At 54.0% G+C, this 26,255-nt stretch carries 23 protein-coding genes; 13 read left to right on the top strand and 10 right to left on the bottom strand.

The window, feature by feature from the left end:
* Positions 1-447: 447 nt before the first annotated feature.
* A complete protein-coding gene (locus tag V8L71_RS17860) occupies positions 448-1,041 on the top strand; it encodes a YajG family lipoprotein (protein ID WP_008959576.1) in 594 nt (197 codons plus the stop codon).
* A 50-nt stretch (positions 1,042-1,091) separates the two neighbouring features.
* Here V8L71_RS17860 and V8L71_RS17855 read toward each other — a convergent pair whose 3' ends face one another.
* The 3 genes from V8L71_RS17855 to V8L71_RS17845 form a co-directional block, all read right to left on the bottom strand.
* Positions 1,092-1,724, bottom strand: coding sequence for a class I SAM-dependent methyltransferase (locus V8L71_RS17855; RefSeq protein WP_336274972.1), 633 nt, complete (start codon positions 1,722-1,724; stop codon positions 1,092-1,094).
* Positions 1,725-1,753: 29 nt separating this feature from the next.
* Positions 1,754-2,389, bottom strand: coding sequence for a TIGR04211 family SH3 domain-containing protein (locus V8L71_RS17850; RefSeq protein WP_176304552.1), 636 nt, complete (start codon positions 2,387-2,389; stop codon positions 1,754-1,756).
* A gap of 88 nt (positions 2,390-2,477) precedes the next feature.
* Positions 2,478-2,807, bottom strand: coding sequence for a DUF1820 family protein (locus tag V8L71_RS17845; protein ID WP_008959579.1), 330 nt, complete (start codon positions 2,805-2,807; stop codon positions 2,478-2,480).
* A 206-nt stretch (positions 2,808-3,013) separates the two neighbouring features.
* Here V8L71_RS17845 and V8L71_RS17840 point away from each other — a divergent pair, with 206 nt between their 5' ends.
* Genes V8L71_RS17840 through V8L71_RS17830 form a run of 3 tightly spaced genes read left to right on the top strand, consistent with a single transcriptional unit; the run spans position 3,014 to position 7,096 of the window.
* Entirely contained in the window at positions 3,014-4,237 is a 1,224-nt protein-coding gene (locus V8L71_RS17840; RefSeq protein WP_176304553.1) for an ATP-grasp domain-containing protein, read from the top strand.
* A 30-nt stretch (positions 4,238-4,267) separates the two neighbouring features.
* Positions 4,268-6,310: a hypothetical protein gene (locus V8L71_RS17835; protein ID WP_336274971.1), complete on the top strand. Its 2,043-nt coding sequence runs from the start codon at positions 4,268-4,270 to the stop codon at positions 6,308-6,310.
* 30 nt (positions 6,311-6,340) lie between these two features.
* The gene (locus V8L71_RS17830) at positions 6,341-7,096 is read left to right on the top strand and encodes a TlyA family RNA methyltransferase (RefSeq protein ID WP_336274970.1); all 756 of its coding nucleotides are present in this window, start codon (positions 6,341-6,343) and stop codon (positions 7,094-7,096) included.
* Positions 7,097-7,127: 31 nt separating this feature from the next.
* On the opposite strand, the gene mscK is transcribed toward V8L71_RS17830, so the two are convergent.
* Complete coding sequence (gene mscK / locus V8L71_RS17825) at positions 7,128-10,445, bottom strand: mechanosensitive channel MscK (protein ID WP_336274974.1); 3,318 nt, start codon at positions 10,443-10,445, stop codon at positions 7,128-7,130.
* 215 nt (positions 10,446-10,660) lie between these two features.
* On the opposite strand from mscK, the gene V8L71_RS17820 reads away from it, so the two are divergent.
* The 4 genes from V8L71_RS17820 (at position 10,661) to V8L71_RS17805 (ending at position 12,792) form a co-directional block, all read left to right on the top strand.
* Complete coding sequence (locus V8L71_RS17820) at positions 10,661-11,692, top strand: phospholipase A (protein WP_101147913.1); 1,032 nt, start codon at positions 10,661-10,663, stop codon at positions 11,690-11,692.
* Between the two features lie 77 nt (positions 11,693-11,769).
* On the top strand, positions 11,770-12,102 hold the full coding sequence (locus V8L71_RS17815; RefSeq protein ID WP_176304558.1) for an ElaB/YgaM/YqjD family protein: 333 nt from the start codon (positions 11,770-11,772) through the stop codon (positions 12,100-12,102).
* On the top strand, positions 12,102-12,506 hold the full coding sequence (locus V8L71_RS17810) for a phage holin family protein (RefSeq protein ID WP_336274969.1): 405 nt from the start codon (positions 12,102-12,104) through the stop codon (positions 12,504-12,506). Before V8L71_RS17815 ends, V8L71_RS17810 begins: the two co-directional genes overlap by 1 nt.
* Positions 12,481-12,792 (top strand): YqjK-like family protein, encoded by a 312-nt coding sequence (locus V8L71_RS17805; protein WP_101147848.1) that lies wholly within the window; start codon positions 12,481-12,483, stop codon positions 12,790-12,792. Before V8L71_RS17810 ends, V8L71_RS17805 begins: the two co-directional genes overlap by 26 nt.
* A gap of 34 nt (positions 12,793-12,826) precedes the next feature.
* On the opposite strand, the gene V8L71_RS17800 is transcribed toward V8L71_RS17805, so the two are convergent.
* The gene (locus V8L71_RS17800) at positions 12,827-14,011 is read right to left on the bottom strand and encodes a BaiN/RdsA family NAD(P)/FAD-dependent oxidoreductase (RefSeq protein ID WP_336274973.1); all 1,185 of its coding nucleotides are present in this window, start codon (positions 14,009-14,011) and stop codon (positions 12,827-12,829) included.
* Between the two features lie 145 nt (positions 14,012-14,156).
* On the opposite strand from V8L71_RS17800, the gene V8L71_RS17795 reads away from it, so the two are divergent.
* Together V8L71_RS17795 and V8L71_RS17790 are read left to right on the top strand one after the other, a co-directional pair.
* A complete protein-coding gene (locus tag V8L71_RS17795; protein WP_035587382.1) occupies positions 14,157-15,239 on the top strand; it encodes an efflux RND transporter periplasmic adaptor subunit in 1,083 nt (360 codons plus the stop codon).
* Positions 15,239-18,361, top strand: coding sequence for an efflux RND transporter permease subunit (locus V8L71_RS17790; RefSeq protein ID WP_336274968.1), 3,123 nt, complete (start codon positions 15,239-15,241; stop codon positions 18,359-18,361). The genes V8L71_RS17795 and V8L71_RS17790 overlap by 1 nt, the downstream gene beginning before the upstream one ends.
* A gap of 140 nt (positions 18,362-18,501) precedes the next feature.
* On the opposite strand, the gene V8L71_RS17785 is transcribed toward V8L71_RS17790, so the two are convergent.
* The gene (locus V8L71_RS17785) at positions 18,502-18,930 is read right to left on the bottom strand and encodes a DUF3617 domain-containing protein (RefSeq protein WP_008959591.1); all 429 of its coding nucleotides are present in this window, start codon (positions 18,928-18,930) and stop codon (positions 18,502-18,504) included.
* Positions 18,931-19,074: 144 nt separating this feature from the next.
* Between V8L71_RS17785 and V8L71_RS17780 the strand changes: the two genes are divergently transcribed.
* On the top strand, positions 19,075-19,284 hold the full coding sequence (locus V8L71_RS17780; RefSeq protein WP_008959592.1) for a zinc ribbon domain-containing protein: 210 nt from the start codon (positions 19,075-19,077) through the stop codon (positions 19,282-19,284).
* Between the two features lie 6 nt (positions 19,285-19,290).
* Here the strand turns inward: V8L71_RS17780 and V8L71_RS17775 are convergent, their stop codons facing one another.
* The 4 genes from V8L71_RS17775 to V8L71_RS17760 all read right to left on the bottom strand — a co-directional run bounded on the left by V8L71_RS17775 (position 19,291) and on the right by V8L71_RS17760 (position 23,468).
* A complete protein-coding gene (locus tag V8L71_RS17775) occupies positions 19,291-20,121 on the bottom strand; it encodes an ABC transporter permease subunit (RefSeq protein ID WP_176304561.1) in 831 nt (276 codons plus the stop codon).
* The gene (locus tag V8L71_RS17770; protein ID WP_336274967.1) at positions 20,118-21,029 is read right to left on the bottom strand and encodes an ABC transporter permease subunit; all 912 of its coding nucleotides are present in this window, start codon (positions 21,027-21,029) and stop codon (positions 20,118-20,120) included. Before V8L71_RS17770 ends, V8L71_RS17775 begins: the two co-directional genes overlap by 4 nt.
* 52 nt (positions 21,030-21,081) lie before the next feature.
* Positions 21,082-22,263, bottom strand: coding sequence for an ABC transporter ATP-binding protein (locus V8L71_RS17765; RefSeq protein WP_336274966.1), 1,182 nt, complete (start codon positions 22,261-22,263; stop codon positions 21,082-21,084).
* 101 nt (positions 22,264-22,364) lie between these two features.
* Positions 22,365-23,468 carry a polyamine ABC transporter substrate-binding protein gene (locus tag V8L71_RS17760; RefSeq protein WP_336274965.1) on the bottom strand — a complete coding sequence of 368 codons (1,104 nt, stop codon included), beginning with the start codon at positions 23,466-23,468 and terminating at the stop codon, positions 22,365-22,367.
* Between the two features lie 391 nt (positions 23,469-23,859).
* Between V8L71_RS17760 and ahpC the strand changes: the two genes are divergently transcribed.
* Together ahpC and ahpF are read left to right on the top strand one after the other, a co-directional pair.
* A complete protein-coding gene (ahpC, locus tag V8L71_RS17755; protein ID WP_431313193.1) occupies positions 23,860-24,417 on the top strand; it encodes an alkyl hydroperoxide reductase subunit C in 558 nt (185 codons plus the stop codon).
* 210 nt (positions 24,418-24,627) lie between these two features.
* Positions 24,628-26,184: an alkyl hydroperoxide reductase subunit F gene (ahpF, locus tag V8L71_RS17750; RefSeq protein ID WP_336274964.1), complete on the top strand. Its 1,557-nt coding sequence runs from the start codon at positions 24,628-24,630 to the stop codon at positions 26,182-26,184.
* The last annotated feature ends 71 nt before the right edge of the window (positions 26,185-26,255 follow it).

The raw sequence follows: 26,255 nt of genomic DNA, 5'->3' as shown, positions 1-26,255 counted from the left end.
CACCCGAAACTGGGGGGTCACTGGTTCAGTGTCGCTTAACCCAGGAAAAGTGAAGGAAATCGAGCGTAATAAAAAGGCTGCTTAAGCTCAGCCATTTGGACAACTGGGTTGAAAATCACCGGTAATGTGGCCCCCGGAGAAGTCGGCTTCAATTTGGCGGCGTGAGAGTGGCGAGAAGGTCAGCTTTTCAGGTACCATTTTGGAAGCGGCTGTTGGTGCTTGATGGATTGGTTAGGTTCTTGAAATCATAGCACTTTCAGCCGCTTTCTTTTATACCCTGTGAGAAATCCGGGCTAGATTGTTTCCCTTCTTTCGCATTCACAATGTGGTGCAAAGGCAATATACAGCGAGACGTCGGAAATGATTGAGCAAACCCGTATAGCCTGAACATACCGTCAGCGTACTAGCCGCGTTATACTGGCCTTTTAGCCATAGCGGAGGAAGACCATGCTTCGGCGTCACTTTTTACGGATTTCAGGTGTTCTGCTTGCCAGCGCCTGGCTAGCCGGTTGTACTAGCCCGCAGTACCTGCAACTCAGCCCTGAACGCAGCGCCCAGGTGCCCCAGGTTGGCTCCGGCCAGCAGGTTACGGTAATTGCTCAAGATGGGCGCGAAAGCGATATTATTGGCAATCGTGCTGGCGGCGGAATGTCCACCGCGCATATCACCGTGAGCAGTCACGAATTGATTCCGCGCTTACAGCAAGAAGCAGAGCGCGCCGTTAGCGATATGGGCTTTACGCCCACGACTGAGCAAGCCGAGGGGCGTCCGAGTTTGACGCTGGAACTTGCCAGCCTGAATTACGCGCGTGGCGAGAGCGGCCAGCCATTGGTAGACGAAGCGCGTCTTGAAGGTGTCTTCCGCGCTATCGCGCAAAACAAGGGCACTACTTATACCGGCACTTACACATCGCGCCGTACTCAGGGCTATGCACTTAAACCCGACGCCGACAGTAATGCACGCATGCTGAGCGATCTACTTAGCGATGGTATGAACCGTGCTTTTAGCGACCCTGAACTGGGCCAATTGCTCGCCCGCTAAGCTATCTCCTTCGCACAAGCCGCACACATGCGGGCTGCCCCTCTAAACACTTAGAGGCGCGGCCCGCGTCGTTCCAGCGCCCACACGCTCTCCGTGTAGCCGCGTTCATCGGGGTTGCCCTGCTCTAGAAATGTTAACGTGAAATTAGGGGCGAACAGGCTTTCAATTTCGCTGGCGGGGACACTATAGGGAGGCCCAGCATCACCCTCGTTGTGGGCCAAACTAATCAGCAGACCTTTGGCACCGGGCGATACCAGTTGAGCAAGATGGAAAGCATAGCGCTGACGGGTTGCCAGCGGCAGTGCTATCAGTGAAGCGCGATCATAAAACGCCCCAATTTCTGCTGCCTGCTGAATATGTAGATGAAAAAAGTCCCCACACCAGAGTTCGACATTACCTTGACGGGAGACATTGAACCCTGCCTGTCGATATCGTGATACTGAGGTACTGCGCTGAGCCAAAAACTGCTCAATGGCTTCTGGGGCAAACTCAATGCCCAATACCGGATATCCTTCATCCGCCAGCCAGCGCATATCCAGGCTCTTACCACACAGCGGCACAAGCACCTTGGTGCGTTTGGCAACACCAAGCGAGCACCAATGGCGCAGTAGCGCCGGGTGCGCCTCCTGCAGATGAAAACCAATGCGCCCTTCTTGCCAGCGCTTGCGCCATTGATCACTCATTTTTTGCTACCTTGTCGTTGATCGCGCTATTAAAACCAACGGTCACGCTTTTTACGCCGACGTGGCAGATGCGGCACAATCAGGCCAACCAACAAGCCCGCGCCAGCCACACCACCGCCGTACATAAAGTAGCGCATCAACAGGTCTTCTTCCTGGGTTTCTAAGCGCGCCTGAAGCCCTCTTACCTGTTGGCGCGACTGCTCAGCCTGCCTGTCCAGCTCTTGATTACTCGCTTCAAGCTCGGCAATACGCCGTTCACGAACCTCAAGAGTTTCAGTCATTGAGGAAACACGCTGTTCCCAGGATTCATTGATGCCTTCAAGCTCAGCCGTTAACTCTTCGACTTGCGCCTCTAACGCGGGTAACTGCTCAACGGCACTGGGTGTTTCTTGCAGCTCATCACTCAAGACCCAGACCGCATTGCCATCACTATTGCGAACGCGGGTATAATTGCCACTGGTTTCAAGTACTTCCACCTGCTCGCCAGCATTTAGCGTACCAATAATGCGATAACCATCCGTCGGACCACTGCGCACGTAGGTACTTAACTCGTCGGTCACCCATGCCTGATTGTCGGATTGGGCGTTAGCATTAATGCTCGCCACACTTAGTAAAACGCCGGCCGCAGCGGCGTAATATCGAAAACGAATTTTATTTACCTGCATGACATCATGTCCTGATTTAAAACGCTGCAAGGCGGACGAAGCCAACAGCGCTTATCGCCTAACTAAGCGGTGCGCTTGTCTCATACGCTTACCCTTCTCCGCGCGGTGGCAACGAAAAGGGACGGGGGAACTCTGCTACCCGGGCATCAGTTTTAACCGCCTTCAATGGGCCTTCACGCTCTACTTCATCAATGCGCACGATAGCATTTAACGGTAGGTAGCTACGTTTGACACCATCAAAGGTTCGCTGCAATTTTTCAGTCGCAGGGTCGACGACTACCCGTGAAGCATCGTCAAAGACAAACTCCTCGACTTCAATAAAGCCCCAAAGTTCGCTCTGAAAGATTTCTCGGACGTATAAATCCCAAATTTCACCCTGCTGGTGAACCACCACACGGTAGATCGGCTTGGCCGCCATCTTGGCCTATTCCTCTTGCCATTTGTACATTAAGTTGAACCGACTAGCTTACCATATTCCTACCGCTACGACTTTATGCAAAGCCTTTGGCGAGCGCTGCGTTAATGCTGCGGATAATGGGCTCATTAGCCGCCCCAGCCGCCCTCGTGTATGGTGGGCTGGGTGGTTTGGCAATTCTGTTCACTCACCAAGTAGGAGTCATCAACATGCAAAAGGATCCAAATAAGGGCTATATCGCTCTGCTCGGGTGGAGCCTCAATGCGATTGAAGCGGCTGAGAATTTTGACCGTCGCTACATTGTCGTTGCACCTGACTGGGCCGAAGAGTATTGCCAAAAACACGACATTCCCTATGTGCCTTGGAATTTCGAGCGCCTCAATGACCGCTCAATGGAAATCGCCGAGACACTCAAAGAAAAGGGTGTTGATGTCGCGATCCCTCTCTATGAAGAAACCGTAGAGTGGGCTGGGGCCATCAACTCCGTACTGCTTGATAATCCACGTATTTATGGTCAATCGCTACTGCTTCGCGACAAGGCGTTGATGAAGCGTCGGGCCCAGCTAGGCGGTATCCGCGTCGGTATCTTTGAAGAAGCCCACGATAAAGAAGACGTGGTGCGCTTTTTGAAACGCGTCAACCAGACGCTGCTTAAGCTGGATGGTGACCCCAACGACCCCATTCACCTCAAGGCCTTCGATAAAGCGGGCTGCCTGGGCCACCGTGTTATTCGTACACCGGATGAAGTGGATACCATCCCGGACGAAGAGTTCCCGGTATTGATGGAATCCCACCTGGACGGCTGGGAGTTTGCTGTCGAAGCGTGGGTTCATGATGGCAAAATCGCCTTCTTGAACATCTCAGAATATGTAACGCTGGGTTACTCTGTATTTGTGCCTGCGTCTCCAGAGCTTGAGATATACCGCGAACAGATCACTCAGCAAATTGAAAAGTTGATCAAGGCATTCGACATTGAGTTTGGTTTGATCCACCCCGAATACTTTGTCACCAGCGACGGTGAAATGTACTTTGGCGAAGTGGCGTATCGCCCGCCCGGTTTCAAAGTCTTCGAACTGCTAGAACGTGTTTACGGCTTCAATGCTTATCAAGCGTCAATGCTAGTGTTCGACCCGAAAACCACGAAAGAAGAAGTGGCCAAGTTTTTCCCGAAAGAAGTGGTCGATGCCGATGGCTTTGCCGGTTGCTTTGGCGTTTACCCACGCCGTCGTGTGGTCAGCCGTTTGGAAATTCCCGAAGAGACCGAAGATCACCCCTACTTTGAGTCTCATGAGCTAACCTCACCAGTAGAAGAAACTGTTACTAAACGTACCGCGTTTGGTACCCATTGGGGTCTGGTCTACTTTAAAGGCGAGGATGCGCATACCATACGCGACCTATTAAAACGCCAAGAAGACCTCGACTTCTATGTATAATCCCTGCTAACGCTGGGATAAGGAGTCACCGTGGAGACAGATCAAGTGACGTCTTCTCAAGAAGATAGCAAGCTCAATGGATTGTTGAGCAAATTTGATGACGCCGTGCGCCTGCTTAATCAGGCGCCCGCCTTCTCAAAGCCCGCCAAGCTGCCGCGTGTAATGGATACTGCACGGCGAATATTACTTCAGGATGGCGGTTGTAAAGCACTGGAATCACGCGCGCAAGCGTTTGAGAACGCCGGTGTATTTTTAGGTTCCGATTGGGAAACCCCCCAATACTTGGTGCCCACCTTGACGACTTTCTCGCTGAAAAGCGCAGATGCCAACGTGGTCGTTATTGAGTCATTAAGCGAACTGCGACTGCTCTCTGTCGCTAAAGGCGATTTTGTACACCCGCTGGTTTCTGCAGAGCATGCGCACCATTACCTTACTCAGGTCATGGCGATTAATTTATGGCTACTGTTCCTACCGCCCAGCGAGGCGGAGCGGGAAACCCAGGGGCGCCTGGCGACCATTCCGCGCCAGCTTTTCCAGCACTTAGCGGATCGAATCGGCTACGAACATATCGTCGATCAACTGATTGATGAGATTTGGCGCATTTTAAAGCAGCGTCCCATCCAGGTTGACTCGATCAAACAGATGATCACTCAGATAGCGCTGTGTCAGGCCAACCCAGCGATTGATCTTGGCGCCAGTGGTCAAGGTGCCGACCGTTTGGTCAGCTCGCTTTACGGGCCCACTCAGGCCTGCCGAGAAGATCCTGGTGTCGATGTTTATCGCAATCGATTGGAGCATATGGATCAGGCGGCGCTGCAGGCTGAATCCACGGGTTTTGCCAGAGCGATGCACGATACCGGGCTAGTTTCGCCCTACCACGCCGTGTTGCTACGCCACCTGCTTGAAGAGGGTGATCATTTACTCTCTGAAGCGTTGGGCTTGTCGTCTACCGGGCGGGATTGCTTACTCTGCTATCGTGAGCTGGTTCAAGCGTTGATTCGTGGTGGTGTTTATCCTGCTTCGTCGCAGGCGGTCTATGGCCTTGCGCTAATGCTCGAACGCGGCATTCTTTATCAGCCGCCGGTGGCGCCGGCCATGTGGCGTCAGCTTAATCTACCACTCTCGGAGTGGGCGCAGTCACGACTCACTATCGCCTATGGCGACACTGTCTCTCCCCGCGCACGGCTGATTGAAGGCGTGCTATGCATGCTGGGTCTGCCATTGGGCGTTGGACAGGGTAATAACCCTACCTGCCAATCGGCACGCGCCCTTTCCATGTGGGCCTACAATGATCCGGACTATCTGCTGCAGATGGTGGCGTGGGCAGCGCGTGATGACGAAATCATCATGCATTTCGAGGGCCAGGCCATCTCATCGATGGAGAGCCTTTCTGGCGTTGCGACTGAACTGCCGATGGATTTAGATCCCGTGTCGCTGATTGTCGTGCCTCACCTTGATCGCATTTATGCCGAAATGGGCCGACGCTGTATTGGTCGTGAGGGTGACCCTCACCGCTGGGTGAATCCTGAATTTCATGGCTGGTGGTCAGGACGTGGTTTCCGCATCAATGTCGATGTGGCCACTGGGCAACTAAGCGATGTGGATGATTTTGTACGCCACTTCTACGCCAGCTATCACCCCTACTACAATGGCAACCAACCGCTGATTCACCCCCAGCCGGCGGGCATTGCGGTCACCGATAGCGCAGCACGCTTTATTGGCTGGCACGCGATCACCATTTTGCGGGCCTCGCTCGACCCGTCTGATGTCATGCGGGTGTATTTCTATAACCCCAACAATGACAGTGGTCAGGATTGGGGCGATGGTGTCATTGTGAGTACGTCTGGCAACGGAGAGCGTTTTGGTGAGGCCTCGCTGCCTTTTGAACGCTTTGCATCACGCCTCTACATCTATCACTTCGATCCACTTGAGCATGGTGAAACCGTGTCAGTCACTAGCGACGAGCTGGACAGTGTGAAGTATTATCTGCATCGAAGCTGGGGGGCGTCGCGTCTACCGCCCACCGAACTACAGGCCGACCAAGGCCCTAATGCCCCACCGGATGTAGAATAAAAATCCTCATTAACCACACGTTCATTCATCATGATGCGATTAGATCAATTGTTGGTCAGCCAGGGGCTGGCCAACTCGCGCACCCGCGCCCAACGGCTTATTCGTCATGGCCGGATTCGTCTTGCCGATAACGGCAAAGCGTTAGTTAAAGCCTCCGAAAAATGGCCCGAAGAGACCCGCTTTGATGTGGAAGATGATCCCGAAGAGCGCTATGTCTCCCGTGCTGGCTTAAAGCTTGAAGCAGTACTGATTAGGTTACAGCTGCGCTTGGATGGTCATCGCGTGCTTGATGTTGGCCAATCCACCGGGGGCTTTACTGACTGCGCGCTGAGCTATGGCGCCCGCCATGTGATTGGTGTAGAAGTTGGCCATGGGCAGTTGGCCCCCGGGCTACGTGGCGACCCACGGGTGACGTGCCTGGAAGGGTTAAATGCGCGTTACATGAGCAGCGATGAAGCACTAAAAAGCGCGCTTGCTATTCAACCCATCGATAGCGCCATTATGGATGTGTCATTTATCTCGCAAACGCTGATTCTGCCCGAAATTGCCGCCCTGCTGCCGCCGGAGGGGCAATTGATCTCGCTGGTTAAACCTCAGTTTGAGCTGAACGCAGAAGCTCTCGATAAACGCGGCGTGGTGCGTGACGCTAGCCGTTATAACGACGTTGAAGCCAATATTCGCAGCACCTGTCACGCCTGCGGATTTACCATACGCCACTGGCAGGAGAGCCCGATTACCGGCGGCGATGGCAATCGGGAGTTCCTCCTGCATGCTATAAAGGAATAAAGGAATGTAATAAAAAGACTTGAGAAGAGTATCAAGTCGACGAAGGAGGCGTGAGCTGATTTGCGGACTGCACTTTTATAGCCTCGCCCTTATCAGGATGTAGCCATACGTCCATCTGCTCAAAGGCCACGCGTACGCCCGCCTCACGAAACAGTGCATCAACCCGACAGTTAATTTCATCGGCCGCAAACAGCCTGTCGAGCAGATCGTTGACGAAAATACGCAGCTCAAAATTGAGGCTATGCTGCCCGTAACTCAAACAGAAAACCTGAGGCTCGGGGTCCGCTAGCACGCGAGGATTTTCATCTGCAGCTTTGCGCAGCAGTTGATGCACTTTCTGCATGTCCGACCCATGAGCCACGCCGTAAGTCAGCACGACTCGAGTGATGTTATCCGACAGCGACCAGTTGATCAGCTGGTCAGTCACAAAGGTTTTATTGGGGATAATAATTTCTTTACGGTCAAAATCAGTGACGGTGGTCGCCCGAATGCGGATACGGCTGACGGTACCGTGCAAATTGCCAATCGTGATCGTGTCGCCAATACGGATGGGGCGTTCAAACAGAATGATCAAGCCGGATATAAAGTTGGCGAAAATCTCCTGCAATCCAAACCCTAGGCCCACGCTCAGAGCGGCCACCAGCCACTGCAGTTTGTCCCAGGAAACGCCAAGGGTCGATAACCCCATCACAATCCCCGTGCCCACAATAGTGTAGGAGAGCAGCGAGCTAATGGCATAGGCGCTGCCCTGTTTCAATGACAGGCGGGATAACACCATCACTTCTAGCAAGCCGGGTAAGTTGCCCGCCATGATAAACGTAATAGCGACAATCAGCAGGGCAGCAAAGATGTCGGATATCGATAGCGCGTTATCAACCAGGTCCCCCTCTTGCGCCTCCCATAGTGACACGTTGTCCAAATAGCCAAGCACTGAAAGCAAGTCTGCCCAGACCAGATAAAGCAGGGCACTAAAACCAATCAACACAATCAGCTTGGAAAGCCGCAGCGACTGGCTGTTGATTTGCGCCATATCAAGCGGTGGCTCTTCGACAACTTCTAACCCACCTTCAGCGCCCTCCTGTACCTGAGCGCGACGGCGCGCCAGCGCACGACGATAGGCGAGTCGCCGCGCAGCCACTGCAAGGCTTCTCACCAACGTGGCTTCCACCACTACCCACAGCCCCAGGAGGTAAAGGGTAATGGCAAACCGCCCCACTAATCGCAGTGCGGTGTATTCGTAACCCCAGATCACCAACCCCAGCAGCATCAACGGTACCGACGCCATCGCCAGCCCCAAAAACAAACGAAACAGACGCACGCCAAAAATGGGGATATGCGCCAGTATCAACTGCGTCAGCCACCAGCTCATGGCTATCAATCCAAGCGACAGTAATGCTAGCGCAACGGGGCGCATTGCTAACGGAGTCTCCATCTCACCCGACATAGCCGCAATGGCAATAACGGGCACCAAAGCAACCCCTAATCCGCCTAACAGTTGGCGTAACCGAGCGGTGTACTGAGGTGACCAGGCAAAATGGCGTTCTGCCACACCATCAGCAACCAACAGCCTGCGCCCCCATGCGACCACAGCCCAGCTCAATGCAAGCTGAAGCAGCGCCGGGGCAACGCTGTTTGCCAGCGGACCGACCGCGCCTAATAGCCCAATGCCAATGCCCGCTAACGCTAGCGGGCCTGAAAGCGCCAGCAGTGCATTCATCAGTACCGCTTTAGGGGTATGCAACTGCGTATCGCTTTTCAAGCGGCCAATTTGTGAGTGCAGAGTGGCCAGGCGAGCCTTGATTGTTCGACGCAAACCCATCAGCACTAGGCCTAGCAACACTATCGGCGCGCCTTTAAGAATCTCCCAAGAGAGCCCTTGCCAACGGGTGGGCAAAATGGCGCGCCACTCTCCCTCTTGCCACTCTAAAAGTAAATTACGGGGCAGTTGACGCAGCCAGTTAAAGTCCAGCGGACGACTGTTAGCAACCCAAAATAGCTGTTCATCAATGGTTTCGCGCAGCTCACTGGTGGTCATTAATACCTGCTGTTGGTTCAGCTGTAGCTCGATCGCTGCACTCAACAAGCTTCCATAGGACTGCTCCAGTTGCTCGACCAGTTCACGGCGCGATTGATAAAGCTGCGAGAGTGAATTGACCAATCCAGGGGTCGCCTCTATGTTCGCCTCTGCTAAACGCGAGGTGGCGTACTGCTCGCTTTGACGTAGCTGGTCGCGCTGACGAACCAAATCAAACTGTTTTAAGCGCAGGTCGGCAATTTCGTCCTGTAAATCTCGTGGTGCCGACAAGGGAGGCAAGGACTTGCGCTGTTCACGCAGAATACGCGACAGCAGCTGGCTGCCGCGGATAGCCTCAATTTGCTCATTAAGGCTGCGCTGAAGCTGACGCACGTTCTCTAACTGTCGCTGGGCTTCAATATTGTCGCGCACTATACTGTTTGCGCGATCTGTCGCCCGCAGCAGCTCTAAACTTAGCATTTGATTGTTTTGCTGCTCTTGCACCAGCACCGGATGCCCAGCGGCGATTAACGGGTTATCCCTGGCGGCATCGGCAATGGCTTGCTCAGAGGCCAATCGGCGTTGCCGATCAATAACGCCTTGCAACATCGTTAGCTGCTGCTGTTGATAATCGATCTGCACCATCAGCACATCACGGCGCTCCTGGGCTAATTCGCGCAGGCGGCTATTAGCGCTTAGCTCACGCTGATAAAAGCTTACTTCACGTTCGGCCAGTGCCCGCTCAAGGCGTAATTGGATAAGCCGTGCATCGCTCAGTGCAGAAAGTTGGCGATCCGCTAGCAAAGCCTCGCGCTCATCGTGTTGTCGGCGTAGACTTTCTGCGCGTTGGAGAGTTTCAGCGATGGACTGCTGGGCACGTTCAGGCAGTGTTTGGGCGGCCAGCAGTTGCGAGTTCACTTCTGCCAGTTGGCTTTGCAACTGCTGCAGCTCGACCACGGCGTTAGTTTGCAACGTTTCCAGCTCATCAAGGGGGCGGTTGCTCAAGTCAGCCACCGTTAGCTGCTGGGAAGCCTCTTCCGCTTCGCTCAACTCGCGCTGCAGTCGTGCTAACATTTCAGGGGCTTGTTCTACTCGGGTGTCTAGAGCCGCTAGACGCTCGTCCACAGAAGCCAGCCGCTCATAAGCTTCAAGAGCCGCTTCCAGGGCCTCTTTATCGCTGACCTGCTGGGCGGTCAAGGGTTCTTCAAGAGCTTCTAACTGAGCAAGCCTTGATGCCAATTCAGCCTGTTCGGGCACTAGCTCAAGCATATTGGACTGAAGCGCAGCGTGTGCTGGATTAAAAGCGACACTGCTCATGACAAACAGCAGGAACAAACAGGTTATACTCCACTGACAGGCGCATCTCACCACGTTACGTATCAACACGTTACTTAGGGCCTCGCTGACATCAAATGCTCCGCAGAGACGGAGAATGATGCTATTGTCAGGCGTTCTGATGGTCAGCGCAATCAGAGGTGTTGACTTCCTCAGGCGGCGTGATAGAAACACGCTTGGCATTTGCCTATTCCTTTATTTTGCGAGTCACCTTGATGGTCACCCGAAAACTGCCGTTAACGAAACTTATTGTCCTGCTGAGTCTTGCTACTTTTAGTGCGAGTGCCGTCGCTGAGTCTCAACAAGAGATTGAGGAGCGTATCCGTGCCCTCAACGCCGAGCTGTATGACCTGCATCAACAGTTGCAGCAGATTGAGAGCCCCGAAGATGCCGCGCAGGGCATGCCGTTTGAACAGTTGCCTGAAGAAGCTGCACGGAAAGATTTAAGCGAGCGCCGTGAGCTTGAACAGGCATCAACCCGCAACCCGTTTTCCATCACTACCCACCGCACCAACTACCTTTTTCCAGTTAGCTATAACGCCAATCAAAACCGTGAAAGCTTCCGAAATATTTCTGGTGATACCCCGATTGATAACGTTGAGTTGAAATTCCAGTTTAGTGCCAAGGTTAATCTGGCCGAGCAGGTATTGGGCAACTATGGCGATGTTTACTTCGGCTACACCCAGCGCAGTTGGTGGCAGGCTTATAATACTGACGCCTCATCGCCTTTCCGGGAAACCAACTACGAGCCGGAAGTGTTTATCGACTTTGACAATGCCTGGGGGGCGCTGGGCTGGGTGAATACCCGCAACCGAGTTTCCCTCAATCACCAGTCTAATGGACGCTCAGATCCTCTCTCCCGTAGCTGGAACCGGGTTTATCTTGAAAGTACTTTCCAGCGCGGTGACTGGGCTTTTACCCTGGCACCCCATTGGCGGATACCGGAATCCACAAAGGATGACGACAACCCAGATATCGAACGCTACATGGGGTACGGCGATATTCGCCTCGCCAAGCGCCTTAATAACAACCATGAAGTGAGTGGACAGCTGCGTGGCAACCCAAGCGCTGGCAATATAGGCACACAGATAGATTACAGCTGGCCTGCTTTCAACAGCTTGCGAGCACATGTACAGTATTACTATGGCTACGGCGAAAGCATGATTGATTACGATCATCGTGTGCATCGCTTAAGCTTGGGGTTCAGTTTAAATCCCTTATTTAGTGCCACAGGGCTGAACCGATAGGTGTAACTGCTTGTCTGTTGTCAGGTGGCTGCTATGCTTGTAGCAGCTCTCTCATTCATTCGTCAAAGGAAGACTTCATGGCCAAACGTCAGCAAACTTACTCTACGCAAGCCGATCAACTTAAAGATGATCTGCGCCATTTGAGCGAAACCGTTGAAGAACTCGTCAACGCGACCGCTAAAGATGCCAGCGGAGAGATGAACGATCTACGTACACGCGCCGAGCGTCGATTAAAAGATACCCGTGCGCGCCTTGAAGCTCGCGGCGAACGCCTCTATGACGACACGCGCGACTCACTGACACAGCAAGCAGATGCCTGCGACCGCTATGTTCATGAGAACCCCTGGACGAGTATTGGCATTGGTGCGGCAGCGGGTATGGTTGTGGGTATGCTGCTCGGTCGTCGCTAATGGCTTTGGGTCCAACCCAACGCGTCTTCTCTGCTGCCAAACGCTTACTAAAATCGCTGATCGCTAATAGCGAAACTCGGCTGCGTTTGGCGGTGTTTGAGTTGGAAGAAGAGCGTGCGCGGCTACTGGTTTTACTCCTTCTTGCAGGTGCGAGCTTACTGCTGCTGTTGCTGGGTATTGCCACACTGACAGCGCTGGTAGTGGTTCTGTTCTGGGATAGCTATCGCTTAACCGCCATCGCCCTCAGTGCTGGGGTGTTGATAGGTGCCAGTTTGTTACTAGCGTGGATCGCTGTTCGCCAGTCGAAGCGTCATTCCCTTTTGAAAGAAACACTCAAACAGCTTGCCGCAGATCGAGCACTGCTTGAGGAGCCAAGTGATGAAACCATCCGCAGACACCGCTAACCCGCCAACAAAGCCACTAAGCCGCGCTGAACGTAAAGCCCTGCTACTGGCGGAATTGGAGCAGCAGCGCGTGGATATTCTGGTCGATAGCGAATACCTGCAGCAAGCCGCCTCGCCCCTGGATAAAAACTGGCAAAGTTTCAAGCTGCCGCTTTACGCCGTCGGTGGTTTTGCCGCATTCAAACTAATGCGCCACCCAGGTGGAGCAATGGCGGCAGGTAGAAAAGTGCTTGCGGGCTATATGCTACTCAAGAAGCTTAAGTTATTAGCCAAAGTGGCTACTTAAGCCTGTTGCTAATACCCTGGACGAGTGGCGTTGCCTAGCAAGACTGACCACAGGCTACGCCACTCGCCCATGCCCACTGAAAGTTATACCCACCGAGCTCGCCTGTAACATCCACTACTTCACCGATAAACCGCAGCTGTGGCAGGCCTTTCACTTCAAAGGTTTTGGATGATAGCGCGTCGGTATTGACTCCCCCCATGGTCACTTCAGCAGTGCGCCACCCTTCAGTACCTGCCGGTTTCAGTTGCCAAGCATTAAGCCTGCTAGCCCATTCGTCCAAGGCCTGATTGGCGTATTGAGCGAGCGGCCGCGCAGGATCATGATCGGGATACCACTCAAGCAATGCTTGCGCCAAGCGCTTCGGAAAGCGTTCCGTCAGCCACGTAGAAAGTTGACGCTTGGGCGTTGCTTGACGCGCCTCACGCAGCGATTCCGCCACATCTTCACCGGGCAACAGATCAACGGTAAGGCTCTCCCCTGGCTGCCAAACGCTGGATACCTGCAGCATCGCGGGCCCAGACAGGCCGCGGTGGGTAAACAGCATAGGATCAACAAAGCGACGGCTGCCAGCACTGGCGGCCACTGGTACGCTAACGCCCGAGAGTGCCGCGGCACGCGCTTTCCAGGTATCGCTGAGGGTGAACGGCACCAGTCCCGGCAGGGTATCGAACACTTCCAAGCCAAATTGACGCGCTATGTCGTAGCCAAATCCCGTCGCTCCCATGCTCGGAATAGAAAGCCCCCCGCTGGCCACTACCACCACACCCGCATCAATTTTACCGATCGACGTCGTCAGCCGCATGGCATTGCCCTGCTGTTCCACACGGGTAATCTGAGTACTGAGTTTTATTTCAGCCCCGGCCCACTCGCACTCGGTGAGTAGGGTGCGAACAATTTCCTTGGCGGAGGTTGCACAGAACAGCTGCCCCGGTGTTTTCTCAACATGCTCAACGCCATGGCGCTCAACGAGCTCGACAAAGTGTTCTGGGCGGTAGCGCTTGAGCGCCGATATACAAAAGTAAGGATTTGAAGAGTAAAAATGCTGTGGCGTCGTGCCTAGATTGGTAAAGTTGCAGCGGCCGCCGCCGGACATCAGAATCTTTTTGCCCGCTTTGTTAGCATGATCAAGCACCAAGACCCGTTTACCGGCATAGCCCGCTTGCGCTGCGCACATCAACCCTGCGGCGCCAGCGCCAATGATAACGACATCATAGATCATAATGGGCAGTTCATATTGGACGACATTCAAGGCGGCTCCGAGTGCAAAAAACAGGCATTCTACCAGGGGCATGCTTGATAAATTTTTATATTAAAAAAATACTCTGCATAATAAACGTATAACTATTTACAACACTGAGATCACTATGTCTTTACCAGTTCGACGACGACTGCTTCTAAGACTCACGCTTGTTCCTTTTGCCCTGCTGTTAGCGCAGGTGGCGTTTGCCCAATCGGCACCGTCTGTCATCGGGACACGGGCAGAAATGACCACCTGGTCTGACCCCCTTGAAGCGCTGGGGACGCTGAGTGCCGATGAAAGCGTCACGCTTTCCACCACCGTCACGGAAATTGTCTCCGAGATCAATTTCCAGGACGGTGAACAGGTTGACGAGGGACAACTGCTTATCCGACTAGAAGATGCCGAAGAGCAGGCGCAACTAAGGGCCTCGCAGGCGCTACGCGAAGAGCGACGCAACGCTTCGAACCGTGCCACGCAGTTGCAAGACCGTAACCTGGCGGCCAGAGCAGACGTAGAAGATAGCCAGTCCCGCCTGCGTCAGGCAGAAGCCGACATTCAAGCCATTGAGGCCCAACTAGCCAACTACCAAATAGAAGCTCCCTTCAGTGGCCGCGTTGGGTTTCGTAATATCAGCGTCGGTGCGCTGGTCACCCCAGGAATGGATTTGGTGACGTTGGATAAACTAGATGTTATGAAACTGGACTTCAGCGTACCCGAGGTGTTTCTAGGCCGCCTTGCACCAGGATTAATACTAAATGCCACTACCGCTGCCTTCCCAGACGATATTTTCAGCGGTGAAATTGCCACCATCGGCACTCGGGTCGACCCGGTGACGCGCAGTATTGATGTCCGCGCCGAACTCGACAACTCTGACGGCCGGTTGCGCCCTGGCATGCTGATGGAAGTCATCGTTCAGCAACACGTGCGCGACACTATTGTGATCCCTGAAGCCGCTATCGAACCCAGTGGAGACCGTCATTTTGTGATGCTTATCGAACAAAGTGACGGCACGACTCGCTTGGCACGCCGCGAAGTGGCGATTGGTGAACGACGCAATGGCGAGGTAGAAATTCTAGAGGGGTTGTCTGCCGATGAGTTAATTGTCGTTCACGGCCTGCAACTGGCCCGGGATGGACAAGAAGCCAGGCTGATCGGGATTGTCGATGACGAGACCGGTATTCGAGCGTTGCTAGAGGCTGACCGCTGATGCGCCTTTCGGATATCTCCGTTCAGCGCCCTGTGCTCGCAATGGTGATCGCGGCGCTGATTATCGCGTTTGGTCTTTTGGCGCTCAATCGCCTGCCATTGCAGGAGTACCCCACCATTGACCCGCCGGTGGTCACTATCGACACCCGCTACCCAGGCGCCTCGGCCAGCGTGGTCGAAACGCGCATCACCCAGGTGCTTGAGGATCGCATAGCCGGGGTGGAAGGCATCGAGCTGATTACCTCGCAAAGCGAGGATGGCCGCTCCCAGATTGAAATCGAATTTAGCATTGATATGGATATCAATGCCGCGGCCAACGATATTCGTGACCGAATTTCCGGTGCACTGCGTAACTTGCCCGACGACGCAGATAACCCCGAGGTGACCAAAGCCGACAGCAGCGAAGAAATCGTGGTGTGGCTCAGCCTTTCCGGTGAAGACTACTCCATTACCGAACTCACCGATTACGCTAACCGCTTCTTGGTCGACAGCCTTTCCGTGCAACCGGGCGTGGCACGGGTACGCGTTGGCGGCGGCAGCGACTACGCGATGCGGGTTTGGCTGGATCGCAATGCACTGGCTGCCAGGGGGCTTACCGTCGGCGATATCGAGGATGCCCTACGGGCCGAAAACGTAGAGCTCCCGGCAGGCTCGATTGAATCAGTCGATCGGCAGTTTATCGTTCGCCTTCCCCGCAGCTTTGCCAGCGCTAACGACTTTCAGCGCCTTGCTATCAACTCGCCTCAAAACCAGAGCGAAAACGGCTACCTGGTGCGCCTTGCCGACGTAGCCCGGGTAGAAGTCGGTGCGGTGGAAGATCGTTCTGTCTTCCGCTCCAATGGTGTGCCCATGGTCGGGCTTGGCATGATTATGCAGTCGACAGCCAATGTCATCGAGCTTTCCGAGGCGGTGCAGGTAGAGCTTGAACGGCTGCAGGGCACGCTGCCTGAGGGAATGACGCTTAACTTGAACTACGACGCTTCACTGTTCGTCTCCGGCGCGATTGATCAGGTCGTCATGACGCTGTTTATCGCCATGGGCTTGGTAGTGGTGGTAATTTTCCTGTTCCTGGGCAACTTGCGCACCACGTTGGTACCCGCGGTGACGGTGCCTATTGCCGTTATTGGCGCGTTTACCGCCCTAGCCGCGATGAATTTTTCGATCAACCTGTTAACCCTGCTGGCCCTGGTGCTTGCCATTGGCCTGATTGTAGATGACGCCATCGTGGTGCTTGAGAACATCAACCGGCGTATGCACGACTACGGTGAAACACCCCTGGTCGCCGCCTTTCGCGGTACACGGCAGATCGCCTTCGCGGTCATCGCCACTACGCTGGTATTGGTGGCGGTCTTTGTACCTCTGAGCATGCTGCAGGGGGATATTGGCCGACTTTTTTCCGAATTCGCGCTGACCATGGCCGCCGCGGTGGTAATCTCCACCCTACTCGCGTTGACACTCACGCCCATGATGGCGTCTAAAATTCTTAAGCCAGGCATGCACGATAGCCGCATTGGTAAAGCCGTACAGTGGCTTCTCAACGGCACCCAGCGCCGCTATCAGGCATCACTGGAGTGGATGCTCAAGATGCGCTGGCTGGTCGTCGCCATGTTTGTGCTGTTGATTGCGGCTACGGCCTGGTTGGCGACAGCGTTGCCGAATGAATACACCCCACAGGAGGACCGCGGCAACTTTATCGTATTAGTGAATGGCCCTGAAGGCGCTACCTTCGATTACATGATGGATTATATGGATGAAATCGAAGCGCGTATGAAACCGCTGGTAGAGAGCGGCGAGCTGGAGCGTGTGGTGGTTCGTGCGCCACGTGGCTACGGCAATATCGAGAATTTCAACAGCGGCTTTATTATCGTCAATATGGCTGATTGGGGCAGTCGCCGTAGCGCTTGGGAAATCATGGCCGACGTACGCCAGACACTGAGTACCCTACCCGGCGTACAAGCGTTCCCCGTCATGCGCCAGGGCTTTGGGCAACGCACCGAAAAACCGGTCCAGTTTGTACTGGGTGGCGGCACGTATGAGGAGCTTGCCCGCTGGCGGGATATGTTGATCGACCATGTGCGTGAAAACAATCCGCGCTTAACAGCCCTGGAAAGCAACTACAACGAGACCCAACCGCAACTGCGGGTGGAGATCGACTACGAGCGTGCTGCCTCGTTAGGCGTTACCGTCTCGGAAATCGGCAGAACGCTGGAAGTGTTGTTGGGCGGTCGCAATGTCACTCGCTATGTGGATGAGGGTGAGGAGTACGATGTCATCCTGGAAGGTGACCGCGGTAGCCAGAACAGCCCCAGGGCGCTGGATAACATTCAGGTTCGCTCGGCGCGCTCCGGTGAGCTGATTCCTCTGGCCAGCCTAGTCACGCTTTCCGACTTTGCTGGCGCCAGCACCCTGAATCGCTTTGACCGCATACGCGCGATTACCATTGAGGCCAACCTGGCAGATGGTTACCCGCTCGGCGAAGCGTTGGCGTACCTAGAGGAGAGCGCTGCTGAGTTGCTGCCAGAAGAGGCACAAACCAATGTGGCAGGCGCATCGCGCGACTTCCAGCAGGCTAGTGGCGCCACCGCCTTTCTGTTGATAATGGGCGCACTGGTGGTGTTTTTGGTACTCGCTGCCCAGTTCGAGAGCCTAATCCATCCTTTTGTCATCATGCTCACGGTGCCACTGGCAATGAGCGGCGCCCTGCTTGCCCTACTGCTCACTGGACAGTCGTTGAACATCTACAGTCAAGTAGGCTTAGTGTTACTGATTGGCTTAGCCGCTAAAAACGGCATTCTGATTGTCGAGTTTGCCAATCAATTGCGTGACGAGGGGAAAGCGTTTCGAGCCGCATTGATTGAAGCCTCTGTGACACGCTTGAGACCTATCTTAATGACCGCCGTCACCACCATGGCCGGCGCCATTCCATTGATTATCTCGACAGGGCCAGGGGCCGAGTCGCGTTTGGTCATCGGTACCGTGATTATGGCGGGGGTCGGTTCAGCCACGCTGTTTACACTGTTTGTCGTGCCCGTGGCTTACGATCTACTCGCTCGCCACACTGGTTCACCAGGTGCAGTTAAGCGGCAGTTGGAGGAGGAAATTGCTAACGCGCCATCTGACTGATGTCATTGCGAACGCAGTGAAGCAATCTGGTTTTTAGAGGCCACCGCACGCTTGAGATTGCCGCTTCGCTGCGCTCATCGCAATGACACTCTCAATAAAAAAGGGTGCCTGTTGGCACCCTTTGAAAAGGGAGCTAGCGGTTACTCACACTCGCCGAGGTACTCGCCTTCAATGACCGTGTTCATGCTCAGCTCGCCCATGGGCGACTGGGTCAGGATATCGACACTGCCTTCAATGCGCTCACCCATAAAACGCATTTCACCATCGATGGTCGCTTCGCCACCTTCAGCACGGCATACCATGCTGTAGCTAAGGCCGTCTGCGTTCAAATCCTGATCGAGCAGCTCACAGCCCTCTTCTTCTTCGATGAAGCCGAATTCAGCGCCCTCAAGTTCTTCCTGAGTAATGCACTGACGCTCGGTTTCCGTTTGATCCGGAATTTCCATTTCGCCGCTGACGCTGGTTTTGCTGACAAACTCCCACTCACCAGCGGTCACATTGGGGGTTTCAGCCAACGCGACCATCGGAAAGGCCACTAGGGCCGCTACTGCCATGTTACGTAACATCATCGCTACTCTCACTGCGTTGCTTTAGGAACCAGCGAATATCCTACCTGATTCAATCCCACGATGCCCTACCTGACGACCACACTGCTACACTCACTTCCTTAGTAACGCTTGATTAAGCGCACTCCATCTAAAAGGAAGCCAACGATGCATGACGACGCCCTGGTCAATTATGACTTCCACTGCCCTTACTGCGATTCACCGCTGACCTTTCTCATTGATACTTCACAAGGCAGCCATGACACGTGGGAAGATTGCCACCAGTGCTGCGCGCCTATCCAGTTACAAGTTGTCGTTTCGCCGATGACCGGCGAACTCGATAGCGTAGTGGCCGGTCGCGACGACGACGTTCTATAGTTTGCATTAAACGTCTTGCAGGGCAGCCTTCCGCTTGGTTTCGTTGCGGCGCATAAAAAACCAAGCCAACAATGTTGCCAGGGATACGATCAGTATAATCAGCGTGGCAAGCGCATTAATCTTGGGTGATACGCCCATACGCACCGATGAAAACACCACCATCGGCAGCGTATTCGCTCCTGGGCCCGAGACAAAGCTGGCAATCACTAAGTCATCAAGTGAGAGCGTAAACGCCAGCAGCCAACCTGCCGCTAAAGCGGGCGTAATAATCGGTAGCGTGATGGAAAAGAAGGTTTTCACCGGCGGCGAGCCCAAGTCCATGGCCGCCTCTTCAATGGAGTGATCCACTTCTCGCAGGCGCGCTGCCACCACGACCGCGACATAGGCACTGCAAAACGTGGTGTGGGCAATCCAGATCGTCGCCATGCCACGGTCAGCGGGCCACCCGGTAATCTGCGCCATTTGCACAAACAACAGCAGCAGCGACAGACCGGTAATCACCTCGGGCATGACCAATGGGGCCGTCACCATGCTGGAGAGTGCCGTTTTACCCCGGAAATGGCCGTAGCGCGTCATCACAAAGGCCGCCACGGTGCCTAAGCAAACCGCCATGCTGGCAGCGAAAAATGCAATCCTCAGGCTCGTCCACACCGCCGATAGAATCTGCTCGTCACGAAATAGTTCACCGTACCATTGGGTAGAAAAGCCAGCCCACACGGTGACCAGTTTTGAGGCGTTAAACGAATACACCACCAACACAAACATCGGCAGGTAAAGAAACAGCAGGCCAAGCACCAGCATAACCGTTGAGAAGTTGATCCGTCGCAGGCTGCTCATGATGCTAGCTCCTTGGACTGATAGCGATGGAACCAGACAATCGGCACCAGTAACAGCAGCAGCATCACCATGGCCAGCGCCGACGCCACGGGCCAGTCGCGGTTAAGGAAAAACTCCTCCCACAACACCTTACCGATCATTAATGTGTCCGGGCCGCCAAGTAACTCGGGAATCACGAACTCGCCTACCGCCGGGATAAACACTAGCATCGAACCGGCGACAATCCCCCCCATAGAGAGCGGCAAAGTAACTTTGATAAAGGTATTGATCTTGCGCGAACCCAGGTCGGCAGCAGCTTCCAATAAAGAATTATCCATCCGGGTTAGGTGGGCATACAGCGGCAACACCATAAACGGCAAGTAGGCGTAAACGATACCAATCGTGACCGCAAACTGGGTATTCATCATGCGTAGCGGAGAATCGATCAGCCCTAGCCCTATCAGTAGGTTATTGATCAACCCGCTATTGCTTAAAATACCCATCCAGGCGTAGACACGAATCAGAAACGACGTCCACGAAGGCAGCATGACCAGCAGCAGTAACAGCAGCTGCCAGCGAGCCGGTGCCCGCGCCATGGCATACGCCATTGGGTAGCCGATCAGCAGACAAGCCACCGTCGCTATGAAAGCAGTTTTGACGGAGCCCCAATAGGCGGCAATATAGAGCGAATCCGAAAGGAGAAAGAGATAGTTGCCCAGGTTTAAAAAGACATGTAGCGTCTGGTCGGCATACTCAAGCAGTGGCCCGTAAGGCGGAATCGCAATCGCCGCCTCGGACAGGCTGATTTTGAGTACCAGCGCAAAAGGCAGCAAGAAAAACAGCGTTAACCAGACGAGCGGAAACGCAATCACTGCCCGCCGCCCCAGTTTCAAGCGTTTGAGCAGTGCTGAAGAACGAGATGGCTTCATTGAAGGCAGGCTCCTCGCAGTAGGAAAGGCACCACGCTAGCGGTTCAAGACCCTAGCGATTCAGAACAATAGTGCTGTGATCTTCCCAGTGGACATAGACGCTGTCTTCCCAGGTTGGCCGGTCACCACGGCGTTCCGTATTGGCCATGCTGACTTTGATCATCTGGCCCGACGGCGTGCGCACGTAGTAGAGCGAGAAGCCCCCCAAGTAGGCAATATCATCCACCTTGCCTTCCGCCCAGTTATATTCCGTGGTGGGCTTTTCACGGGTTAACCAGATTTTCTCGGGGCGTATAGCGACCCACACCCGGCGATCCATCGCTTGGGTAGTTATCCCATGATCAATATATATGGGGCGCTCCAGCGCAGGGGCGACGATGCGGCAGTGGTCGGCAGCATCCTCGATAATTTCCCCTTCAAACAGATTCACCGTACCGACGAACTCTGCCACCATGCGGCTTACCGGGCTTTCATAAATATCCACCGGCGAACCTACCTGCTCGATCCAGCCATCGGCCATGATCGCCACACGGTCAGCCATGGTCATGGCTTCTTCCTGGTCGTGCGTCACCATGATGCAGGTAACGCCTACCTGTTCGATGATCTCGACCACTTCCAGCTGCATTTCAGTGCGTAGTTTTTTATCCAGCGCCCCCATGGGCTCGTCCAGTAGCAGCAGTTTTGGCCGCTTGGCCAACGAGCGCGCCAGTGCCACCCGTTGACGTTGCCCGCCGGAAAGTTGATGCGGCTTGCGCTTGGCGAAGCGCTCCATGTGCACCAGCTTGAGCATTTGCGCAACACGGGCGTCGATATCCGCTTTGGGCAGTTTGTCCTGCTTTAAACCAAAGGCAATATTCTGGGCAACCGTCATATGCGGAAATAACGCATAAGACTGGAACATCATATTGATGGGCCGCTTGTGAGGTGGCATTGCGGTGATATTGACACCGTCTAGCAAAATGCGCCCTTCTGTTGGTGTCTCAAACCCTGCCAGCATCCGCAGCAAGGTTGATTTTCCCGACCCAGAACCACCTAATAACGCGAAGATTTCGCCGCGCTTAACCTGCAAATTGACATCATCCACCGCCAGCGCATCATCAAATCGTTTGCTTAAGCGTTTCACTTCCAGCACGACATCCTCGGCAAACCGTGGGGTTTTACCCAGAGGACGTGATCCGGAAGGAGTGCTTGGCACAGCAGATGAAGGCTCGTTCGACAGGGGCGTAGTGACCATTCGCCACTCCCATCAAAAGGCCCGGCAACCCGGGCATTAATAAAGACGAACAGCGAGCCGGTGAGGGAATGCCTCTGGCTCGCCGTCGGATAAATGTCGGTTTAACGACCAGACTTTACACGATTCCAGATCCGTGTACGTGCGCGAAGCACATCTTGAGGCTTTTCAGCCTGTACGTACAGGTTTTGCATGACATCGGCGGTCGGGTAAATCGCCGGATCATTCAGGATTTCATCAGAGAGATATTCATCGGCCGCCGAGTTGGGGTTGGCATAACGTACATACTCGGTGATCTCGGCTGCGATTTCCGGGTCAAGAATGAAGTTGATAAACGCATGGGCGTTTTCAGTGTTCGGCGCGTCAGCGGGCACCGCCATCATGTCGAACCAAAGGGCAGCGCCTTCTTTGGGGATGCTATAGCCAATAGAGAAGTCGCGTCCTGCTTCTTCAGCGCGAGCAGCGGCCTGGAAAACATCACCGGAATAGCCTGCGGCGACGCAAATATCGCCATTCGCCAGGTCAGACACATAGCGTGACGAGTGGAAATAGGTCATATCATCGCGAACACTGGCAATCAGCTCACCCGCCGCTTCGATATCGTCGATATTTTCGCTGAGCGGGTCTAAGCCTAGATACGCCATGGCGGGTGACAACATTTCATCAGCGGAATCCAGCATTGATAAGCCGCAGCCTGCCTCGCTCAGTGCGCCGGTTATTTCAGGATCAAACAGCAGCGCCCAGCTGTCCAAGGGAGCGTCGTCACCCAGGATTTCTTTTACCCGCTCAACGTTATAGCCGATCCCATTGGTGCCCCACATATAAGGGACCGAGTATTCGCTACCGGCGTCGATGGTTTCCAGGTTAGCCATCAGCTCCGGGTTAAGATTATCTAAATTGGGCAGTAACTCGTGGTTCAGTGGCTGGAACACGCCAGCTTTCACTTGGCGGGTAAAATAGTATGTGGATGGCACGACCACATCGTAACCGGAACGCCCGGCGAGCAAGGCGGCATCAAGAATTTCATTACTGTCGTAAACGTCGTAGGTCACTTCAATGCCGGTACGCTCGGTGAATTTTTCCAGCGTTTCCGGGGCAATATAATCTGACCAGTTAAACACCCGCACCTCGTCGGCGTGGGCAGCGCTAGCCGCTGCGGCAAACGAAATGGCCGCAACGGCCGCGGAAAGTTTGTGGATGTTCCCCATTATCACTGCTCCTAATGTCAATGCTCTATTTGTCTAAGCTCTATTAGCGACGTTTTGAGCCACTCGTTTTTAGCTCTCGCTGTTAATAACGCTTGGCTACGGCTGTTTTGTGCCAGCTGGCCCACGGCTAACAATAGCGTAGGTCATAACGCTGACCGTGCGAATTTTGCGGTGCAGTGACGCCTACCGCAAGCCAATGTGAAAAATTCTTGTATTTTGCCCTACCGGCCCCATTAAATAGCTAGCAAAACAGGTTTTTGTAGTACGCCAATAGGGCAATGCTATTGGCTGGATGGCTTTTTTTAATTTTAGACATTAGTCGTTAGCCGTTAGCATTAGCACTACTTTATGAACCCTTCACTCATGACAACTGGAGATTATCTGAATGTCCTTGATCAACACTGAAGTAAAACCGTTTAAAGCCACTGCTTACCTGAATGGCGAATTCGTCGATGTGACTGAAGCGGACCTGCAAGGCCAGTGGTCTATTTTCTTCTTCTACCCGGCCGACTTTACTTTCGTTTGCCCGACTGAGCTTGGCGACTTAGCCGACAACTATGCTGAATTCAAAAAACTGGGCGTTGAAATCTACAGCGTTTCAACCGATACCCACTTTACTCACAAGGCATGGCACGACAGCTCTGACACCATCGGCAAACTTCAGTACCCGATGATTGCGGATCCGACGCTGCGCATTTCACGTAACTTTGAAGTCTTGATCGAAGAAGCTGGTCTTGCCGAGCGCGGCACCTTTGTTGTCGATCCCGACGGCAAAATCCAGATCGTCGAAATTAACGCAGGCAACATCGGTCGTAATGCCGAAGAACTGCTGCGCAAAGTGAAAGCCGCTCAATACGTTCGTGCCAACCCGAACGAAGTGTGCCCAGCCAAGTGGAAAGAAGGTGAAGATACTCTCGCTCCTTCTCTGGATCTGGTAGGCAAAATCTAAACCGCTCGCGGTTTTCACGCCCTTGCTCTTTTTTGCTGCGCAAGTGCGTGCATGTTCAACGCCCGGGTTTCGCCCGGGCGTTCTGTTTTAAAGCTGTTATTAAACCTGTTGTTAAAACTGTTTTTTAAAACAGTTTTTTAAAATGTTAATGATTAGCACCGTCACACACGTGTGTTCAATACGTCTGTTATCTGCGAGGAAGCTACTGTCATGCTGGACGCCAATTTAAAATCCCAGTTAAAAGCGTATCTGGAAAAAGTGACTCAGCCGTTCGAGATCGTTGCGTCCCTCGATGACGGTGCCAAGTCACAAGAATTGCTCGGTCTGTTGGAAGATATCAGCAGCCTGAGCGACAAGATTACCCTGCACAGCGATGGTCAGGATGCACGTACGCCATCGTTTGCGATCAACCGACCCGGTGAAGAGACTGGCGTGGTGTTTGCAGGCATTCCCATGGGCCACGAGTTCACCTCGTTAGTGCTTGCCCTGCTGCACGTTGGCGGTCATCCCCCTAAGACGTCTGACGAATTGCTTGATCAGGTTCGAGCATTAGATGGCGAGATGCTTTTCGAGACCTATTACTCGTTGTCTTGCCAGAACTGCCCGGACGTGGTTCAGGCGCTCAATTTGATGGCCATCTTCAACCCGAACGTGCGCCACGTCGCTATTGACGGCGCGCTGTTTCAGGATGAAGTCGAGTCTCGCGAAATCATGTCGGTACCGAGCGTTTATTTGAACGGTAAGCCGTTTGACCAGGGCCGCATGACGCTTGAACAGATTCTGGCCAAGGTTGATACCGGTGCCGCCGAACGCGATGCCAAAAAGCTGAGCGAAAAAGCCGCTTTCGATACGCTCGTCATTGGTGGTGGCCCGGCAGGCGCTGCGGCGGCTATCTACTCGGCGCGCAAAGGGATCAATACCGGTGTTGCCGCTGAGCGCTTCGGTGGTCAGGTGGCGGACACCATGGGCATTGAAAACTTCATTTCGGTGTCACACACCGAAGGCCCGAAAATGGTCAGCGCGCTTGAAGAGCATGTCAAAGATTACGAAGTTGACGTCATGAACCTGCAGCTGGCTACTTCCTTTAAAGCCGCCGAGACAGAAGGCGGCCTACATGAAGTATCGTTTGAGTCCGGCGCTAAGCTGAAGAGCAAGACGCTAGTACTGGCGACAGGCGCCCGCTGGCGTGAGATGAACGTGCCCGGCGAGCAGCAGTATCGCAACAAAGGGGTTGCCTACTGTCCCCACTGTGACGGTCCGTTGTTCAAAGGCAAGCGGGTAGCGGTCATTGGTGGCGGTAACTCAGGTGTTGAAGCGGCGATTGACTTGGCAGGCATTGTCGGCCACGTCACACTGGTAGAGTTTATGGGCGAGATGCGTGCTGATGCGGTGCTGCAGAAGAAGCTCAAGAGCCTGCCTAACGTTGATATCATTCTCAACGCACAATCGACCGAAGTCACCGGTGACGGCAGCCGTGTCAATGGCTTGAACTATAAAGACCGTACGACGGATGAGAGTAAATCCATCGCGTTAGAAGGTATTTTTGTTCAGATTGGTTTGGTACCTAACACCGAGTGGTTAAAAGGCTCACCGATCGAAATGACGCCGCGTGGTGAAATCATTGTCGATGCCCATGGCATGACATCCGTACCCGGCGTGTTTGCCGCAGGCGATGTGACCACCGTCCCCTACAAGCAGATCATTATCGCCATGGGTGAAGGTGCGAAAGCATCGCTCGGCGCTTTCGACTACTTGATTCGTAACTGACCGTGACGAAGAAAAGCCCGCTGACATTTTGTCGGCGGGCTTTTCTGTTGGGAAGTACCTTTAACTCGCGA

The sequence above is a fragment of the Vreelandella indica genome, assembly GCF_037070225.1.
GTDB classification, from domain to species: domain Bacteria; phylum Pseudomonadota; class Gammaproteobacteria; order Pseudomonadales; family Halomonadaceae; genus Vreelandella; species Vreelandella arctica.
Note: the sequence above shows the minus strand (reverse complement) of the source record. Positions and strands in the feature narration are given on the sequence as shown.

What these genes read in the sequence shown, in the direction of transcription:
- V8L71_RS17860 (WP_008959576.1), top strand. Translation starts at nt 448, where the DNA reads ATGCTTCGGCGTCACTTTTTACGGATTTCAGGTGTTCTGCTTGCCAGC.
- V8L71_RS17855 (WP_336274972.1), bottom strand. Translation starts at nt 1,724, where the DNA reads ATGAGTGATCAATGGCGCAAGCGCTGGCAAGAAGGGCGCATTGGTTTT.
- V8L71_RS17850 (WP_176304552.1), bottom strand. Translation starts at nt 2,389, where the DNA reads ATGCAGGTAAATAAAATTCGTTTTCGATATTACGCCGCTGCGGCCGGC.
- V8L71_RS17845 (WP_008959579.1), bottom strand. Translation starts at nt 2,807, where the DNA reads ATGGCGGCCAAGCCGATCTACCGTGTGGTGGTTCACCAGCAGGGTGAA.
- V8L71_RS17840 (WP_176304553.1), top strand. Translation starts at nt 3,014, where the DNA reads ATGCAAAAGGATCCAAATAAGGGCTATATCGCTCTGCTCGGGTGGAGC.
- V8L71_RS17830 (WP_336274970.1), top strand. Translation starts at nt 6,341, where the DNA reads ATGATGCGATTAGATCAATTGTTGGTCAGCCAGGGGCTGGCCAACTCG.
- V8L71_RS17820 (WP_101147913.1), top strand. Translation starts at nt 10,661, where the DNA reads ATGGTCACCCGAAAACTGCCGTTAACGAAACTTATTGTCCTGCTGAGT.
- V8L71_RS17815 (WP_176304558.1), top strand. Translation starts at nt 11,770, where the DNA reads ATGGCCAAACGTCAGCAAACTTACTCTACGCAAGCCGATCAACTTAAA.
- V8L71_RS17810 (WP_336274969.1), top strand. Translation starts at nt 12,102, where the DNA reads ATGGCTTTGGGTCCAACCCAACGCGTCTTCTCTGCTGCCAAACGCTTA.
- V8L71_RS17805 (WP_101147848.1), top strand. Translation starts at nt 12,481, where the DNA reads ATGAAACCATCCGCAGACACCGCTAACCCGCCAACAAAGCCACTAAGC.
- V8L71_RS17800 (WP_336274973.1), bottom strand. Translation starts at nt 14,011, where the DNA reads ATGATCTATGATGTCGTTATCATTGGCGCTGGCGCCGCAGGGTTGATG.
- V8L71_RS17795 (WP_035587382.1), top strand. Translation starts at nt 14,157, where the DNA reads ATGTCTTTACCAGTTCGACGACGACTGCTTCTAAGACTCACGCTTGTT.
- V8L71_RS17790 (WP_336274968.1), top strand. Translation starts at nt 15,239, where the DNA reads ATGCGCCTTTCGGATATCTCCGTTCAGCGCCCTGTGCTCGCAATGGTG.
- V8L71_RS17785 (WP_008959591.1), bottom strand. Translation starts at nt 18,930, where the DNA reads ATGATGTTACGTAACATGGCAGTAGCGGCCCTAGTGGCCTTTCCGATG.
- V8L71_RS17780 (WP_008959592.1), top strand. Translation starts at nt 19,075, where the DNA reads ATGCATGACGACGCCCTGGTCAATTATGACTTCCACTGCCCTTACTGC.
- V8L71_RS17775 (WP_176304561.1), bottom strand. Translation starts at nt 20,121, where the DNA reads ATGAGCAGCCTGCGACGGATCAACTTCTCAACGGTTATGCTGGTGCTT.
- V8L71_RS17770 (WP_336274967.1), bottom strand. Translation starts at nt 21,029, where the DNA reads ATGAAGCCATCTCGTTCTTCAGCACTGCTCAAACGCTTGAAACTGGGG.
- V8L71_RS17765 (WP_336274966.1), bottom strand. Translation starts at nt 22,263, where the DNA reads ATGGTCACTACGCCCCTGTCGAACGAGCCTTCATCTGCTGTGCCAAGC.
- V8L71_RS17760 (WP_336274965.1), bottom strand. Translation starts at nt 23,468, where the DNA reads ATGGGGAACATCCACAAACTTTCCGCGGCCGTTGCGGCCATTTCGTTT.
- ahpF (WP_336274964.1), top strand. Translation starts at nt 24,628, where the DNA reads ATGCTGGACGCCAATTTAAAATCCCAGTTAAAAGCGTATCTGGAAAAA.